The sequence below is a fragment of the Pseudomonas sp. 18173 genome (genome assembly GCF_050432945.1).
Taxonomy (GTDB): Bacteria; Pseudomonadota; Gammaproteobacteria; order Pseudomonadales; family Pseudomonadaceae; genus Aquipseudomonas.
Genome location: NZ_JBKFTN010000009.1, coordinates 75,432 through 91,673 on the forward strand (window position 1 = coordinate 75,432; position 16,242 = coordinate 91,673).

General features: G+C 60.1%; 14 protein-coding genes. 9 read left to right on the forward strand and 5 right to left on the reverse strand.

Features of this window, described 5'->3' with window-relative positions; genetic code table 11:
* The first annotated feature begins 6 nt into the window (after positions 1-6).
* The 3 genes from ACLD1X_RS12520 to ACLD1X_RS12530 are packed head-to-tail and all read left to right on the forward strand — an operon-like array spanning position 7 to position 2,877.
* Positions 7-918 carry an ABC transporter permease subunit gene (locus ACLD1X_RS12520; RefSeq protein ID WP_429368001.1) on the forward strand — a complete coding sequence of 304 codons (912 nt, stop codon included), beginning with the start codon at positions 7-9 and terminating at the stop codon, positions 916-918.
* Between the two features lie 10 nt (positions 919-928).
* Positions 929-1,897 carry an ABC transporter ATP-binding protein gene (locus tag ACLD1X_RS12525; protein WP_429368003.1) on the forward strand — a complete coding sequence of 323 codons (969 nt, stop codon included), beginning with the start codon at positions 929-931 and terminating at the stop codon, positions 1,895-1,897.
* Positions 1,897-2,877 carry a peptide ABC transporter ATP-binding protein gene (locus tag ACLD1X_RS12530; RefSeq protein ID WP_429368005.1) on the forward strand — a complete coding sequence of 327 codons (981 nt, stop codon included), beginning with the start codon at positions 1,897-1,899 and terminating at the stop codon, positions 2,875-2,877. The genes ACLD1X_RS12525 and ACLD1X_RS12530 overlap by 1 nt, the downstream gene beginning before the upstream one ends.
* Before the next feature lie 120 nt (positions 2,878-2,997).
* Here the strand turns inward: ACLD1X_RS12530 and ACLD1X_RS12535 are convergent, their stop codons facing one another.
* The 3 genes from ACLD1X_RS12535 to ACLD1X_RS12545 form a co-directional block, all read right to left on the reverse strand.
* The gene (locus ACLD1X_RS12535) at positions 2,998-3,258 is read right to left on the reverse strand and encodes a hypothetical protein (protein ID WP_413426915.1); all 261 of its coding nucleotides are present in this window, start codon (positions 3,256-3,258) and stop codon (positions 2,998-3,000) included.
* A gap of 155 nt (positions 3,259-3,413) precedes the next feature.
* Complete coding sequence (locus tag ACLD1X_RS12540; protein WP_429368007.1) at positions 3,414-4,649, reverse strand: MFS transporter; 1,236 nt, start codon at positions 4,647-4,649, stop codon at positions 3,414-3,416.
* Positions 4,650-4,868: 219 nt separating this feature from the next.
* Entirely contained in the window at positions 4,869-6,452 is a 1,584-nt protein-coding gene (locus tag ACLD1X_RS12545; protein WP_008018754.1) for a peptide chain release factor 3, read from the reverse strand.
* Positions 6,453-6,919: 467 nt separating this feature from the next.
* Between ACLD1X_RS12545 and ACLD1X_RS12550 the strand changes: the two genes are divergently transcribed.
* From ACLD1X_RS12550 to ACLD1X_RS12570, 5 genes are all read left to right on the forward strand, one after another.
* Complete coding sequence (locus ACLD1X_RS12550; protein WP_429368176.1) at positions 6,920-7,609, forward strand: ABC transporter permease; 690 nt, start codon at positions 6,920-6,922, stop codon at positions 7,607-7,609.
* A gap of 21 nt (positions 7,610-7,630) precedes the next feature.
* Entirely contained in the window at positions 7,631-8,524 is an 894-nt protein-coding gene (locus ACLD1X_RS12555) for a glycine betaine ABC transporter substrate-binding protein (protein WP_429368009.1), read from the forward strand.
* An 11-nt stretch (positions 8,525-8,535) separates the two neighbouring features.
* A complete protein-coding gene (locus ACLD1X_RS12560) occupies positions 8,536-9,189 on the forward strand; it encodes an ABC transporter permease (protein ID WP_429368011.1) in 654 nt (217 codons plus the stop codon).
* Positions 9,186-10,343: a betaine/proline/choline family ABC transporter ATP-binding protein gene (locus tag ACLD1X_RS12565; protein WP_429368013.1), complete on the forward strand. Its 1,158-nt coding sequence runs from the start codon at positions 9,186-9,188 to the stop codon at positions 10,341-10,343. Before ACLD1X_RS12560 ends, ACLD1X_RS12565 begins: the two co-directional genes overlap by 4 nt.
* A gap of 634 nt (positions 10,344-10,977) precedes the next feature.
* Complete coding sequence (locus ACLD1X_RS12570) at positions 10,978-12,141, forward strand: type III PLP-dependent enzyme (protein WP_096513488.1); 1,164 nt, start codon at positions 10,978-10,980, stop codon at positions 12,139-12,141.
* A gap of 116 nt (positions 12,142-12,257) precedes the next feature.
* Here the strand turns inward: ACLD1X_RS12570 and ACLD1X_RS12575 are convergent, their stop codons facing one another.
* Together ACLD1X_RS12575 and ACLD1X_RS12580 are read right to left on the reverse strand one after the other, a co-directional pair.
* On the reverse strand, positions 12,258-13,016 hold the full coding sequence (locus ACLD1X_RS12575; protein ID WP_429368016.1) for a tetratricopeptide repeat protein: 759 nt from the start codon (positions 13,014-13,016) through the stop codon (positions 12,258-12,260).
* A complete protein-coding gene (locus ACLD1X_RS12580) occupies positions 13,017-13,697 on the reverse strand; it encodes a Fe2+-dependent dioxygenase (protein WP_429368018.1) in 681 nt (226 codons plus the stop codon).
* Between the two features lie 207 nt (positions 13,698-13,904).
* Here ACLD1X_RS12580 and ACLD1X_RS12585 point away from each other — a divergent pair, with 207 nt between their 5' ends.
* Positions 13,905-16,229 carry a TonB-dependent receptor gene (locus ACLD1X_RS12585; protein WP_429368020.1) on the forward strand — a complete coding sequence of 775 codons (2,325 nt, stop codon included), beginning with the start codon at positions 13,905-13,907 and terminating at the stop codon, positions 16,227-16,229.
* Positions 16,230-16,242: the final 13 nt, after the last annotated feature.

Genomic DNA, 16,242 nt, shown 5'->3' on the forward strand with positions numbered 1-16,242 from the left:
ATGACCATGACCACTCCAATTCCATCGGTAGCAGTCGATCAAAGCCTGCTGTACCCGTCCCCGTACAAAGAATTCTGGCAAGCGTTCTCCAAGAACAAAGGTGCCGTCGCCGGCCTGATGTTCATGCTGCTGGTGATTTTCTGCGCCATCTTTGCCCCGTGGGTTGCGCCTCACAACCCGAGCGAGCAGTACCGTGATTTCCTGCTGACCCCGCCGGCCTGGCTGGAAGGTGGGCAGATCCAGTTCCTGCTCGGCACCGACGAACTGGGCCGCGACCTGCTGTCGCGCCTGATCTCCGGTTCGCGCCTGTCCTTGATGATCGGCCTGTCGTCGGTTGTCATGTCGCTGATCCCGGGGATCCTGCTGGGTCTGTTCGCCGGGTTCTTCCCGCGCGTAGTCGGCCCGACCATCATGCGTCTGATGGACATCATGCTGGCCCTGCCGTCCCTGCTGCTGGCCGTGGCGATCGTCGCCATCCTCGGCCCTGGCCTGATCAACACCGTGATCGCCATCGCCGTGGTATCCCTGCCGTCCTATGTTCGTCTGACCCGCGCTGCGGTAATGGGCGAGCTGAACCGCGACTACGTGACCGCCGCGCGCCTGGCCGGTGCCGGCCTGCCGCGTCTGATGTTCGTCACCGTGCTGCCCAACTGCATGGCGCCGCTGATCGTCCAGGCCACCCTGAGCTTTTCTTCGGCGATCCTCGATGCCGCCGCACTGGGCTTCCTCGGCCTTGGCGTACAACCGCCAACCCCTGAGTGGGGCACCATGCTGGCTTCGGCCCGCGACTACATCGAACGCGCCTGGTGGGTGGTGAGCCTGCCTGGTCTGACCATTTTGCTCAGCGTGCTGGCAATCAACCTGATGGGCGACGGCCTGCGCGATGCGCTGGACCCGAAACTCAAGAATGCCGCCTGAGGAGATTCCCATGTCACTGTTAGAAATCAAGAATCTCAACGTTCGCTTCGGCGACAAAAACGCCACGCCAGTCGTCGACGGCCTCGACCTGAAAGTGGACAAGGGCGAAGTACTGGCCATCGTTGGCGAGTCCGGTTCCGGCAAATCCGTGACCATGATGGCGCTGATGGGGCTGATCGAGCATCCAGGCATCGTCACCGCCGACTCGCTCATCTTTGACGGCAAGGACATGCTCAAGCTCAACAATCGCCAGCGTCGGCAGATCGTCGGCAAAGACCTGTCCATGGTCTTCCAGGATCCGATGACCGCGCTGAACCCGAGCTACACCGTCGGCTTCCAGATCGAAGAAGTCCTGCGCCTGCACCTGAAAATGTCCGGCAAGGCTGCCCGCAAGCGCGCCATCGAACTGCTGGAAAAAGTTGAAATCCCGGGTGCCGCCAGCCGTATGGACGCCTACCCGCATCAACTGTCCGGTGGTATGAGCCAGCGTGTCGCGATCGCCATGGCGATTGCCGGCGAGCCAAAACTGCTGATCGCCGACGAACCGACCACGGCGCTGGACGTGACGATTCAGGCGCAGATCATGGATCTGCTGCTGGCGTTGCAGAAAGAGCAGAACATGGGCCTGGTACTGATCACCCACGACCTCGCCGTCGTGGCCGAAACCGCCCAGCGCGTGTGCGTAATGTACGCAGGGCAAGCAGTCGAAGTCGGTCAGGTGCCGCAACTGTTCGACATTCCGGCACACCCGTACAGCGAAGCGCTGCTCAAGGCGATTCCGGAACACAGCCTGGGTGCCTCGCGCCTGTCGACCCTGCCGGGCATCGTTCCCGGTCGCTACGACCGTCCGCAGGGTTGCCTGCTGTCGCCACGCTGCCCCTACGTGAAAGACAACTGCCGTCAACAACGTCCCGCGCTTGACCCGAAAAGCAACAGCCTCGCTCGCTGCTTCTACCCGCTGAACCAGGAGGTGGCGTAATGGCCGTCGTTCTTACCGCCCGCGACCTGACCCGTCACTACGATGTGTCCCGAGGACTGTTCAAGGGACACGCCACCGTGCGCGCCCTCAATGGCGTATCGTTCGAACTGGAAGCCGGCAAGACCCTAGCCGTCGTTGGTGAATCGGGCTGCGGCAAATCCACCCTGGCCCGTGCCCTGACCCTGATCGAAGAGCCGTCCTCCGGCTCCCTGAAAATTGCCGGACAGGAAGTCGCCGGTGCCGACAAGGCCCAGCGCAAGCAACTGCGCAAAGACGTGCAGATGGTGTTCCAGAGCCCGTACGCCTCGTTGAACCCACGGCAGAAAGTCGGTGATCAGCTTGCAGAGCCATTATTGATCAACACCAACCTGAGCGCCGCGGAACGCCGTGAGAAAGTCCAGGCGATGATGAAGCAGGTGGGCTTGCGTCCCGAGCACTACCAGCGTTATCCGCACATGTTCTCCGGCGGTCAGCGCCAGCGGATCGCCCTGGCCCGCGCCATGATGCTGCAACCGAAAGTGCTGGTGGCGGACGAACCGACATCGGCACTGGACGTGTCGATCCAGGCTCAGGTGCTCAACCTGTTCATGGATCTGCAGCAAGAGTTCAACACCGCCTATGTGTTCATTTCCCACAACCTGGCGGTGGTGCAGCACGTTGCCGATGACGTGATGGTGATGTACCTCGGGCGCCCGGTCGAAATGGGTCCGAAGAACGACATCTACGAACGTCCTCTGCACCCTTACACCCAGGCACTGTTGTCGGCCACGCCGACGATTCACCCGGACCCGAACAAGCCGAAAATCAAGATCGTCGGCGAGTTGCCCAACCCGCTGAACCCGCCACCCGGCTGCGCGTTCCACAAGCGCTGCCCGTACGCCACCGCGCGTTGCAGCACTGAGGAGCCAGCCCTGCGCCTGCTCGACAGCCGCCAGGTGGCTTGCCATCACGCCGAGCAGTTCCTCGACGGCGCGGCATAAAAAACCGCAGGAGCGGGCTTGCTCGCTCCTGCGGGGATTCACGAATCAACCCAACCCCTTCCACTTCGATTGCGCATCAGTCGAGGCAGAAGGGGTTTTCTTTTGCCGGCCATTCATCGATCAGGTCTGGCTGTCGCCCTCTTCTTCATCATCGGAGTCCGGCTCGTCAGTGGTCGAGTCATCGCCATTGTCAGCCCCACCCTGCCCCTGATCGCCCGGCTCGGACTCGGACTTGGCGAGCATCAATCCGCTATGCCCCACCTGCCCGCTGAATGCCTGAGTATCGTGATTCTCACATTCGGCCCAGGCCGTTGCGGTGCCGAGGGACAGCATCACCATCACTTTCAACAGCAGTAAAACGCGTAGCAACCTGTTTTTCATGATCGATTCCATCCTCTTTCAGGTGAACCCAAGTGCCTGGCTGGCGCTCTGTGAAATCTAGTTCCGATCAGCCGGGTTCACCAGATAGGACGCTAACGAGCGGCCGGAAATGCCATGGATGGAAAGACTGGTTTCGAATAAGCCCGATTACCGGATCAACTAAGCGAGTCGGCTTTGCGTGTTTGCTCGCAAAGTGCACCCGGCTCACGCGAGCGGGTAGCCTGATAAATCAGCGGTATGGACATCAGCGCCAGCGTCGCGCCAAGCAGCCACACACTGTGCCCGCCAAAATGACCGTATAACTGACCGCCAAGCACTGGCGACAACAGCGCGCTCGCGCTCCAGCTCATAAAAAACAGGCCAAAGTACTGCCCGCTCTTTCCGCTTTGCGCGTGCCGCATGACCAGCATATTCAGCGGCGGCATGAACAGCGCTTCGCCCAACGTCCAGATCACCGTCGACAGGCAGGCGTAAAACAGCCCGGCCCCCAACGGCAACATGCCGAGCCCGCAGGCCAGCAACAGACTGCCGGCCACCAGTTGCCGGCGCATTCCCCAGCGTTCGCCCCAGTGCGACAATGGAATCTGCAACGACACCACCAGCAGCGCATTGAGCCCGAACTGCCAGCCGATCGCCTCGGTGCTCAAGCGATAGTAATCACGCAGATAGTTGCCCAGAGTGCTGTAGACCATGTCGAACGCCATACCCAGCAGAACCGTTGCCGCCAGCAACCAGAGGAATGGTTTGTCGCGATATGGCTGGCCTGAGCCTGGGGTGGTATCGGGTTTCTCGTCAGGGATCAGCACCGGTCGACGCCACGTGGTGTGGACAAACCACAGCAAGGCCAGCAACGTCATCACCGCGCTGGCGAAGAAAACCCAACGGAAATCCGTCTGCGCCAACACGCCGCCCGCCACCCCGGCAGCGGCCATCCCGAGGTTGCGAGCCACCCGGCTCAAGGCCTGTGCCCGGGAACGCTGCGCAACGTCGCAATACTCCATGATCAGCCGTTGATGCAGCGTTCGGATCGCCCCGTCGACTGCCCCGCTGAGCAAGAGCAACCCGGCCAGCAGCGGCACCTGCGTGACCCCCCCCAGCAAGATCAGCACCCACACCGAAATGAAGAACAGCACCGCGGTCAGCCGCGCCGTGGGCAGATGATCGCTGAGCAACCCGCCGAGCATCGAACCGGCCAGCAGACCGGCACCGTAGGCCGACAGCAGCCAGCCGACGGTTTCAATCGCCAACCCCAGCTCCTGACGCAAGTACAGCGCCATGAACAGCTTGACCATGCTGCTTAGCCGATTGATGAACAACAGCGCCGCGAGCACCCAGGCCATCATGCAGAAATAGCCATCCAGCCGTAACAGATGGGTCAGCCGACGCGTCACTCCCTTGATCATCAAAAGGCCACAGTTTGCGAAATGTCCTTTGGACACTAAACACCAACGACAGACTTGTCGCCGGCCAAACTCCCCATGGGTCAAAACCAGAAGCAAGCTACAAGTGCGCAGGAAAAGACCTACGCAATCACCTCGACCACCCTTTCAATCCACAAAAAAAAAGCCCACTGCTTTCACAGTGGGCTTTGCGGTGTGGCCATTCAGCGCTTAGTGATGTTCACGGGTCGCGCGGAATTTCACGTCCGGCCAGCGCTCTTCCATCAACGCCAGGTTGACCCGCGTCGGCGCGAGGTAGGTCAGGTGACCGCCGCCGTCCAGTGCCAGGTTTTCCACAGCCTTGTTGGAGAATTCCTCAAGCTTCTTCTTGTCGCTGCATTCGATCCAGCGCGCGGAATAAACGGTGATCGGCTCGTAGGAGCATTCGACCTTGTATTCCTCTTTCAAGCGGCTGGCGACCACATCGAACTGCAGCACACCGACGGCGCCGAGGATGATGTCGTTGCTGCGCTCCGGGAAGAACACCTGGGTCGCGCCTTCTTCGGCCAGTTGCTGCAGGCCCTGGCGCAGTTGCTTGGATTTCAGCGGATCGCGCAGGCGTACGCGACGGAACAGTTCCGGGGCGAAGTGCGGGATGCCGGTGAAGCCCAGGACTTCGCCTTCGCTGAAGGTATCGCCGATCTGGATGGTGCCGTGGTTGTGCAGGCCGATGATGTCGCCGGCAAAGGCTTCTTCCAGCTGCTCACGCTCGGAGGAGAAGAAAGTCAGCGCGTCGCCGATGCGCACGTCCTTGCCGGTGCGCACGTGGCGCATCTTCATGCCTTTTTCGTACTTGCCGGAGCAAATGCGCATGAAGGCGATGCGGTCGCGGTGTTTAGGGTCCATGTTCGCCTGGATCTTGAAGATGAAGCCCGAGAACTTCTCTTCCACCGGCTCCACGGTGCGCTCGTTGGCCACGCGTGCCAGCGGGCGTGGAGCCCAGTCCACCACAGCGTCGAGAACATGGTCGACACCGAAGTTGCCCAGTGCCGTACCGAAGAACACCGGGGTCAGTTGACCGTCGAGGAACTCCTGCTGATTGAACTCGTGGCAAGCGCCTTGAACCAGTTCCAGCTGTTCGAGGAAGCGCTCGTACTCATCGCCCAGGTGCGCGCGCGCCTCGTCGGAGTCGAGTTTCTCGATGATTTTGGTTTCGGTGCGCTCATGGCCGTGACCGGCGGTGTAGACGATGATGTAGTCATCGGCCAGGTGGTACACGCCCTTGAAATCGCGGTAGCAACCGATCGGCCAGGTGATCGGCGCAGCCTTGATCTTCAGGACGGCTTCGATCTCGTCGAGCAGTTCGATCGGATCGCGGATGTCACGGTCGAGTTTGTTGATGAAGCTGACGATCGGCGTGTCACGCAGACGGCAGACGTCCATCAGCGCGATGGTACGAGGCTCGACGCCTTTACCGCCGTCGAGAACCATCAAGGCCGAGTCCACCGCGGTCAGGGTGCGGTAGGTGTCTTCGGAGAAGTCTTCGTGGCCCGGGGTGTCGAGCAGGTTGATCATGTGTTCGCGATACGGGAACTGCATGACCGACGTGGTAATGGAAATACCCCGTTGTTTCTCCATCTCCATCCAGTCGGACGTCGCATGGCGGTCGGATTTACGGGATTTCACCGTACCGGCTACCGCAATCGCCTTGCCCATCAGCAGGAGCTTCTCGGTGATGGTGGTTTTACCGGCATCGGGGTGGGAAATAATGGCGAAAGTGCGGCGTTTCGCGACTTCGGCGGCCTGGTTGGTCATGGGAAATCGCCTGGCAGGTGATTCAAAAAAGGGCGCAGATTATAGCCCAAGTTGATCGAAGAACCGAACCGTTGAGCACATTAGGGGTGGCCAAATGCTGCCCCGGATGGGAACCTTTTAAAGCACGGAGACGTCCACTCCCCCGTAACGACCACTCGTCGGGGGCCTGAAACACCTGCAATTCAGCCTGACGAGGCTGTGCTCATGGCTCGACAAGCCGTACGGATTCACCTCTGTAGGAGCGAGCTCGCTCGCGAGAAATGTCCAGACAACGTGTGCATCCAGACAGCACGCGTCATCGTTGACGCCCATCGCGAGCAAGCTCGCTCCTACAGAGAAATACGTTCGGCCGAGCTGCTTCTCGCGATCACTTTTCGGCAGCCAAGCAAGGCATTGCCACACGAAAAAGTGTTCGCCGACTGAAAAAAAGGAGTCCGCCTGTGGCTATCCGCTATGGCAAAGGGCTGATGGGAGGCGCGCTGGTAATCGCTCTCCTGGCCCTGCTGATCCAATGGATCGGCATCAACACGATCGAACACTACCGCGACGATTTGTTGTTTTACCTGCAAGCTCATCTGATTCTCGTCCTCGCTTCAATGCTGGCCGCCCTTGTCGTGGGCCTCCCCGCCGGCATCTTCCTGAGCCGCCCGACCATGGTCGGCCGCGCCGAACGCTTCATGCAGATCTTCAACATCGGCAATACCGTGCCACCGTTGGCCGTGCTCGCCATTGCCCTGGGCATCCTCGGCATCGGCAGTGGGCCGGCGATCTTCGCTTTGTTCCTCGCTTCGTTGCTGCCGATCGTGCGCAACACCTACGAAGGCCTGAAAAACGTCCAGGGCTCGCTCAAGGAAGCGGCCGTCGGCATCGGCATGACCCCGCGCCAGATGCTGTGCAAAGTCGAACTGCCCAACGCCGTGCCGATCATCGTCGGCGGCGTACGGGTGGCACTGGCGATCAATGTCGGCACGGCGCCACTGGCGTTCCTGATCGGCGCCAACAGCCTCGGCAGCCTGATTTTCCCCGGCATCGCCCTGAACAATCAGCCGCAACTGCTGCTCGGCGCCGCGTGCACTGCGCTGCTGGCCCTGCTGCTCGATGGCGTGGTCACCCTCGCCAGCCGTCTCTGGCTGGAACGCGGTTTGCGCCCGTCTTAAGCCTTCGGCAAAGGAATATTCATGAAGACATCAAGCTTTTTACTAGGCTGCGTCCTGCTGTTCGCAGGATTTGCCCAAGCCGCAGAAAAACCACTGCTGCGCATCGGCGCCCGGGTGTTCACCGAACAGACCCTGCTGGCGGAAATCACTTCCCAATACTTGCGCACCAAGGGCTACGACGTCCAGGTCACCGGTGGCCTGGGCAGCAATCTCGCCCGCAGTGCCCATGAAAGCGGACAACTGGACATGCTCTGGGAATACACCGGCGTATCGCTGGTGGCCTACAACCATGTCACCGAGAAACTCGACAGCGAACAGTCCTACACCCGGGTGAAAGAGCTCGACGGTAAAAAAGGCCTGATCTGGCTGACCCCGTCGAAATTCAGCAACACCTACGCCCTCGCCCTGCCGAAAAACGTGGCCGAGCAATACCCGCAAGTCACCAACATCAGTCAGTTGAACGAGGTCCTGCGCGCTGAAGCCAGGCCCCATCACCTGGTGGCGCTGGACACCGAGTTCGCCAACCGCTCCGACGGTCTGGACGGCATGGTCAAGCTCTACGACATGAACCTGACCCGCAAGAACATCCGCCAGATGGACGCGGGCCTCGTCTATACCGCGCTGCGCAACGGCCAGGTATTTACCGGCCTGGTCTACACCACCGACGGTCGCCTCAATGCGTTTGGCCTGAAGCTGCTGGAAGACGACAAGCACTACTTCCCCGACTACACCGCCGCGCCGGTGGTGCGTCAGGCGTACCTGGATGCCCATCCGAAACTCGCCGAACAACTCAAGCCATTGGCCGAGCTGTTCGACGACGAAACCATGCGCCAGCTCAACGCCCGGGTCGATGTCGATCACCAAAGCCCGTCGAAAGTTGCCGCGGATTTCCTGCGTCAGCATCCACTGAACTAAGGAGGAAAGTCATGGAATTGCTGAACGCCTTTTCCCACCTCGACTGGCAGCAGGTACTGCACCTGACCTGGCAACACATCACGCTGGTCGGTATTGCCGTCAGCCTGGCGATCCTCACCGGTGTGCCGCTGGGCATATTGATGACGCGCTTCCCGAGCCTCGCCGGTCCCTTGCAGGCCAGCGCCACGGTGCTGTTGACCGTGCCGTCGATTGCACTGTTCGGCCTGCTGTTGCCGTTCTATTCGACATTCGGCCAGGGTCTGGGGCCGATGCCGGCGATCACCGCCGTGTTCCTTTATTCACTGCTGCCGATCATGCGCAACACCTATCTGGCGCTGACCGGAGTGGAGCCGGGCATCCGTGAAGCCGCACGCGGCATCGGCATGACCTTCGGCCAGCGCCTGCGCATGGTCGAACTGCCCATCGCCGTGCCGGTGATCCTCGCCGGTGTGCGCACCGCCGTGGTCATGAACATCGGCGTCATGACCATCGCCGCGACCATCGGCGCCGGTGGCCTCGGTGTGCTCATCCTCGCCTCCATCAGCCGCAGCGACATGTCGATGCTGATCGTCGGCGCGCTGCTGGTCAGTCTTCTGGCGATTTTCGCCGACCTGTTTTTGCAATGGCTGCAACGCTCGTTGACTCCAAAAGGACTCCTGAAATGATCGAACTTCAAAACCTCGGCAAGACCTTCCAAAGCAACGGCAAAGACGTCAAGGCCGTGGACTCGGTGAGCCTGACCGTCAATGAAGGCGAAATCTGCGTGTTCCTCGGGCCGTCGGGTTGCGGCAAAAGCACCACGCTGAAAATGATCAATCGCCTGATCAAGCCGACCTCGGGCAAGATCCTGATCAATGGCGAAGACACCACCGGCCTCGACGCAGTGACCCTGCGCCGTAACATTGGCTACGTGATCCAGCAGATCGGCCTGTTCCCGAACATGACCATCGAAGAGAACATCGTGGTCGTACCGAAGTTGCTCGGCTGGGACAAACAGAAATGCCACGACCGCGCCCGCGAGTTGATGAGCATGATCAAGCTCGAACCCAAGCAATACCTGCATCGTTATCCACGGGAGTTGTCCGGTGGCCAGCAGCAGCGGATCGGCGTGATTCGCGCACTGGCGGCGGATGCGCCGCTGCTGCTGATGGACGAACCGTTCGGCGCGGTCGACCCGATCAACCGCGAAATGATCCAGAACGAGTTCTTCGAGATGCAACGGGCGCTGAACAAGACCGTGATCATGGTCAGCCACGACATCGACGAGGCGATCAAGCTCGGCGACAAGATCGCGATCTTCCGCGCCGGCAAGCTGTTGCAGATCGATCACCCGGACACGCTGCTCGCCCATCCCGTGGACGAGTTTGTCAGCAACTTCGTTGGCCAGGACAGCACACTCAAGCGCTTGCTGCTGGTAAAAGCCGAAGACGCGGCGGACAACGCACCCTCCGTAGGCCCGCAAACCCCGGTGGCCGAAGCGCTGGAGTTGATGGACGAGCATGACCGGCGTTATGTGGTGGTCACTTGTACCGAGAATAAAGCCCTGGGTTACGTACGCCGCCGCGACCTGCACCGCCAGACCGGCACATGCGGCCAATTCCTGCGCGAGTTCAACGCCACGGCGGCCTACGACGAGCATTTGCGCATCCTGCTGTCGCGCATGTACGAGTTCAATCGTGCGTGGCTGCCGGTGATGGATGCCGAGCGGGTGTTCCTCGGCGAAGTCACCCAGGAGTCGATTGCGGCTTACCTGAGCTCCGGTCGCTCGCGAGGGATGAAGACCAATATCGTGTCGCCTGCCGAGGCTGTAGTGGCGTAAAAATGCAAAACCTGTGGGAGCGAGCCTGCTCGCGAATGCGCAATATCAGTCAACAACGATATTGATTGTGAAAATGCCTTCGCGAGCAGGCTCGCTCCCACGGGATCCGAGTGTTTTTTTCATCTGTTACAAGGCGGAAAAGAATATCAACACCTGACTGCCTGAAACACCGTCATAAATAGCCCGCAAAACAACCTAAATCTCTTTCAGACTACCTTCTCGCGGCCAACGTCGCCGATGTTGAAGCCATCGTACTTATCGACGACTTGGCACACAAAAGCGTCGAACGTGCAGGTATTTTTAACACCTGAAAATTATCGGGGAACATCTGCCCGTCATCTCGGTCGGCTACAAAGAGAGATGTCCGCAACGCACGTCAGAAGAGTGCAAAAACGCGACATTTTTAGTTGATCTCAGGCCCCTCACGCCCTAAAGTTCGCGCCGAACGTCCATGCTGGAAACGATCCATCCGGCTCAAGTACTGACGACGAGACAGCAAGGCCAAGGGCTGCGACCCATGGCCTTTTTGCTTTCGGCGACATGCCTTGGGAAGTAGGCGAACCAAAGTGGGGATACGGAGGACGTTCATTTGCACCCATTGATTAACAACGTTTGCCTTTAGGAGCTCCCAGGTATGTCGATCCAGGTCGAAGACTATTTCGCGCGCGAAACCTTTCAGAAAATGAAGGCGTTCGCCGACAAGCAGGAAACCCCGTTCGTGGTGATCGACACCGCGATGATCAGCCAGGCCTATGACGACCTGCGCGCCGGTTTCGAATTCGCCAAGGTCTACTACGCGGTCAAGGCCAACCCGGCCGTCGAGATCATCGACCTGCTCAAGGAGAAAGGCTCGAGCTTCGACATCGCCTCCATCTATGAGCTGGACAAAGTGCTGGGCCGTGGCGTCAGCCCGGACCACATCAGCTACGGCAACACCATCAAGAAATCCAAGGACATCCGCTACTTCTACGAGAAGGGCGTGCGCCTGTTCGCCACCGACTCCGAAGCCGACCTGCGCAACATCGCCAAGGCGGCACCGGGTGCAAAAGTCTACGTCCGCATCCTGACCGAAGGCTCGACCACTGCCGACTGGCCACTGTCGCGCAAATTCGGCTGCCAGACCGACATGGCCATGGACCTGCTGATCCTCGCCCGCGACCTGGGCCTGGTGCCTTACGGCATCTCGTTCCACGTCGGCTCGCAACAGCGCGACATCAGCGTCTGGGACGCAGCCATCGCCAAGGTCAAGGTGATCTTCGAACGCCTGAAGGAAGAAGACGGCATTCACCTGAAGCTGATCAACATGGGCGGCGGCTTCCCGGCCAACTACATCACCCGCACCAACAGCCTGGAAACCTACGCCGAGGAAATCATCCGCTTCCTCAAAGAAGACTTCGGTGATGACTTGCCGGAAATCATCCTGGAGCCGGGCCGTTCGCTGATCGCCAACGCCGGCATCCTGGTCAGTGAAGTAGTACTGGTCGCGCGTAAATCCCGTACCGCGGTAGAGCGTTGGGTGTACACCGATGTGGGCAAGTTCTCCGGCCTGATCGAAACCATGGACGAAGCCATCAAGTTCCCGATCTGGACCGAGAAGAAAGGCGAGATGGAAGAAGTGGTCATCGCCGGCCCGACCTGCGACAGCGCCGACATCATGTACGAAAACTACAAGTACGGCCTGCCGCTGAACCTGGCCATCGGTGATCGCCTGTACTGGCTGTCGACCGGTGCGTACACCACCAGCTACAGTGCCGTCGAGTTCAATGGCTTCCCGCCGCTGAAGTCTTTCTACGTGTAACCCCACCCTGTAGGAGCGAGCTTGCTCGCGATGAACCTGAGGATAACGCGCACATCCTGTATGAACGCGTCATCGTTAACGACCATCGCGAGCAATCGAGCGTCGACCGGCTGCTCCTACAAGGTTTCCAACTGGTCGGCACGACCTTTGTAATCCGCAGCCATAGCCTGAATCTGCGGATGATCGGCGGCTGACAATGCCTTGCATGCCACTCGCAGGAACTTCGGGTTGCCGTCGGCCAGCGCCTTGCGCAGCCAGCCCAGCGCTTCGTCGATATGACCGGTGTGGGCCAATACCGCGGCATAACTGAACTGCCCGCGAAAATCCCCACCCTCGGCCGAACGCCGATACCAGTCGCGCGCCGCGCGCAAATCCATGGGACACACCCGCCCTTCTTCCAGGTATCGCCCCAGCAGGTTCATCGACTTGGCATGGCCCAAGTGTGCCGCGCGTTGATAGAAGCTGAGCGCCAGTGCCTGATCCTTGTTTACCCCACGACCGGTCGCGAGCAGGTTGGCATAGTTGTACATCGCCCAATCCAGCCCTGACTCTGCGGCGATTCGATAATGCCGCGCCGCGAGCGAAGCATCCGCGCTGCAACCCCAGCCATGCTCATGACAGCGGCCAAGCATGTTGCGCGCCATCAGGTGCCCTTGTCGGGCGGCGATCCCGAACCAGCGCAGCGCCAGCGATGGGTCCTGGGCGATACCTTGCCCGTCCAGCAGGATCTGCCCGAGCAAGGCTTGCGCCTCGATTTCACCTTCGCGGGCGGCCATCAGGATCGCCTGGGCCGCACGGGCCGGGCTTTCGTCGAGCATGGATTTGAGACGTTCGCCGTCGAGGACTTCCTCACGGCGTAAACGAAAGTCCGCCACTTACACCTCGACCCAGCGACGCAACAGGTTGTGATAAGTGCCGGTCAGGCGGACCAGCGATGGATGATCCGGCATGTCGCGAGTCAATTGCTGGATGGCCCCGTCCATCTCGAACAGCAGGGCGCGCTGGCTGTCTTCGCGCACCAGGCTCTGGGTCCAGAAAAACGAGGCGAGTCGCGTTCCGCGCGTCACCGCGTTGACCTTGTGCAGGCTGGTGCCGGGGTACAGCACCATGTCGCCGGCGGGCAGCTTTACCCGTTGGGTGCCGAAGGTGTCCTGGATTTCCAGTTCGCCGCCGTCGTAATCCTCCGGCTCGCTGAAGAACAGCGTGGCGGACAAATCCGTACGCACCCGCTCGATGCTGCCTTTGGGCTGACGCACCGCGTTGTCTATATGAAAGTCGAAACTGCCACCGGCGGTGTAACAGTTCACCAACGGAGGAAAGACTTTGTGCGGCAGTGCAGCCGACATGAACAGCGGGTTTTTCCACAGCCGCTCCAGCATCGCCGCACCGATCTCCTTGGCCAGCGGATGCCCTTCAGGCAGCTGCAAATTGTGCTTGGCCTTGGCCGACTGGTAGCCGGCGGTGATCTTGCCATCAGCCCAATCGGCTTGTTCCAGAGCCTCGCGAATGCGCTGCACCTCGTCTTTTTCGAACAGGCCGGGAATGTGCAGCAGCATGACAAAGGCACCTGAAAACAAAGGGGCGCCAATGGTATTGATTCTTATTGCCGGTGTAAAACACATCTGACGAATGAGTCAGCAAAAACCGTAAGGTTAAATTGTAAAGAATGTAAATTCAGTGCGAATAGTAATGTTTCGCAATTGTTACGAATACGTATTTACCCTATATTCCGCCGCCTCAAATCCTTGGGGAGGGGAATTCAAATGTCGCGTCAACAACCACAAGTACCGGTCAGTTCACCACGTTTGCTCGCATCGGCCATCGGCATGGCGATTACCGCCGGCTCCGCGGGCCACATGGTTTTCGCAGCGGAAAAAACTGGCGAAAAAGCACCGGACAATGTGATTTCGCTGGGCGCCACCGCCATCACCGGTGAAGCCCATGACGAGACGACCTACAACGTCGAGAAAGCCTCCTCGCCCAAGTACACCGCACCGCTGATCGACACGCCGCGCTCGGTGACCGTTGTTCCGCAACAAGTCCTGAAAGACACCGGCTCGCTCAACTTGCAGGATGCGCTGCGCACCGTTCCGGGCATCACCTTCGGTGCCGGTGAAGGCGGCAACCCGCAGGGCGACCGCCCGTTCATCCGCGGCTTCGACGCCCAGGGCGACACCTACCTGGACGGCGTGCGCGATACCGGCTCCCAGAGCCGCGAGATCTTCGCTGTTGAATCGATCGAAGTCAGCAAAGGCCCGAACTCCGCCATCGGTGGCCGTGGCGCTGCTGGCGGCAGCATCAACCTGGTCAGCAAGAAAGCGCACCTGGGCGACTCGCTCGACGGTGGTTTCACCTGGGGTTCCGACCAGACCCAGCGCTACACCTTCGACGGCAACTACCAGTTCACCGACACCGCTGCCGGCCGTCTGAACCTGTTGAGCCACGAGAGCAACGTCGCCGGGCGCGACAGCGTCAACTACGACCGTTGGGGTGTTGCACCGTCCCTGGCCTTCGGCCTGGGCACCGACACCCGCGTCAACCTCGACTACTACCATCTCGAAAGCAACGACCTGCCGGACTCGGGCATTCCGTACAGCATCCCGACCGCAGGCTCGGCGGCGCGTACCAAGGCCAACCCGGACAAGCCGAATGACGGTGGCGACAGCAGCAACTTCTATGGCCTGGACAATCGCGACTTCCGCAAGACTCGCACCGACACGGCGACCTTCGCCATCGAGCACGACCTGAGCGACTCGCTGACCATCAAGAACACCCTGCGTCACGGCACCAGCATGCAGGATTACATCCTCACCCAGCCGGACGACAGTAAAGGCAACGTCAACAACGGCAGCGTCTGGCGCCGCGCGAACACCCGCGTGAGCAACACCGAGACCACCACCAACCAGACCGACCTGTTTGGTGATATCTACATCGCCGGGTTCAAGAACAGCTTCTCCACCGGTGTCGAATACACCCACGAGGAAAGCGAAAAGTCCTCGTACAACGTCAATACGGACACCACCCCGAGAACAGCTGCGGCGACCACCAACTGCTCGCCGGCACTGATCGGCGCGCCAAGCGGCTACAACTGCACCTCGCTGTCCAACCCGAACCCGAATGATCCGTGGAGCGGCGCCATCTCGCGCAACTATGCTGGCACCGACACCAAGGCCGACACCTACGCGCTGTATGTGTTCGACACCCTGACGTTGTCCGAGCAGTGGCTGGTGAACATGGGCCTGCGCTACGACCATTTCGATACCAAATACAAAACCTTCGACGGCTCCAGCGTGACCACGGCCAAGGGCGATGACACCAGCGAATTCGTCACCGGTCAGTTCGGTGTGGTGTACAAACCCGCGGAAAACGGCAGCATCTATGCCTCCTACGCGACGTCTGCCACTCCGCCGGGCAACACCCTGGGCGAAGGTTCGGAAGGCAACCCGCTGGGCGGCACGCCGGATCGCAACGGCAACCTGCTCAAAAGCGACATGGAGCCGGAAACCACCAAGAACTACGAAATCGGTACCAAGTGGGATCTGCTGAACGATCGCCTGTCGTTGACCGCCGACATCTTCCGCACCGAGAAAGAAAACGCTCGTGTGCAAACCAACACCACCACCTTTGAAAACATCGGTAAAACCCGTGTTCAAGGTATCGAACTGTCGGCCAGCGGCAAGCTCACCGACAAATGGCAAGTGTTTGCCGGTTACGCCTACATGGACAGCGAGCAGATCGACGGTGGTGACCTGCCGGCAAACAAGGCCAACAACGGCAACGAACTGCCTAACACGCCGAAAAACAGCGCCAGCCTGTGGACGACCTACCAGGTCACGCCGAAGCTGACCATCGGTGGCGGTGCGTTCTATGTCGATGACGTGTTCGGCAGTGCCGCCAACACCACCATGGTTGATTCCTACGTTCGTTACGACGCAATGGCAGCCTACAAGCTGAGCAAAAACGTCGACCTGCAACTGAACGTGCAGAACCTGACCGACGAAACCTACTACGACAAGGCGTTCTCGACTCACTTCGCCAACCAGGCGGCCGGTCGTACCGCATTGCTGAGCACCAACTTCCACTTCTGATGGAAATGTGACC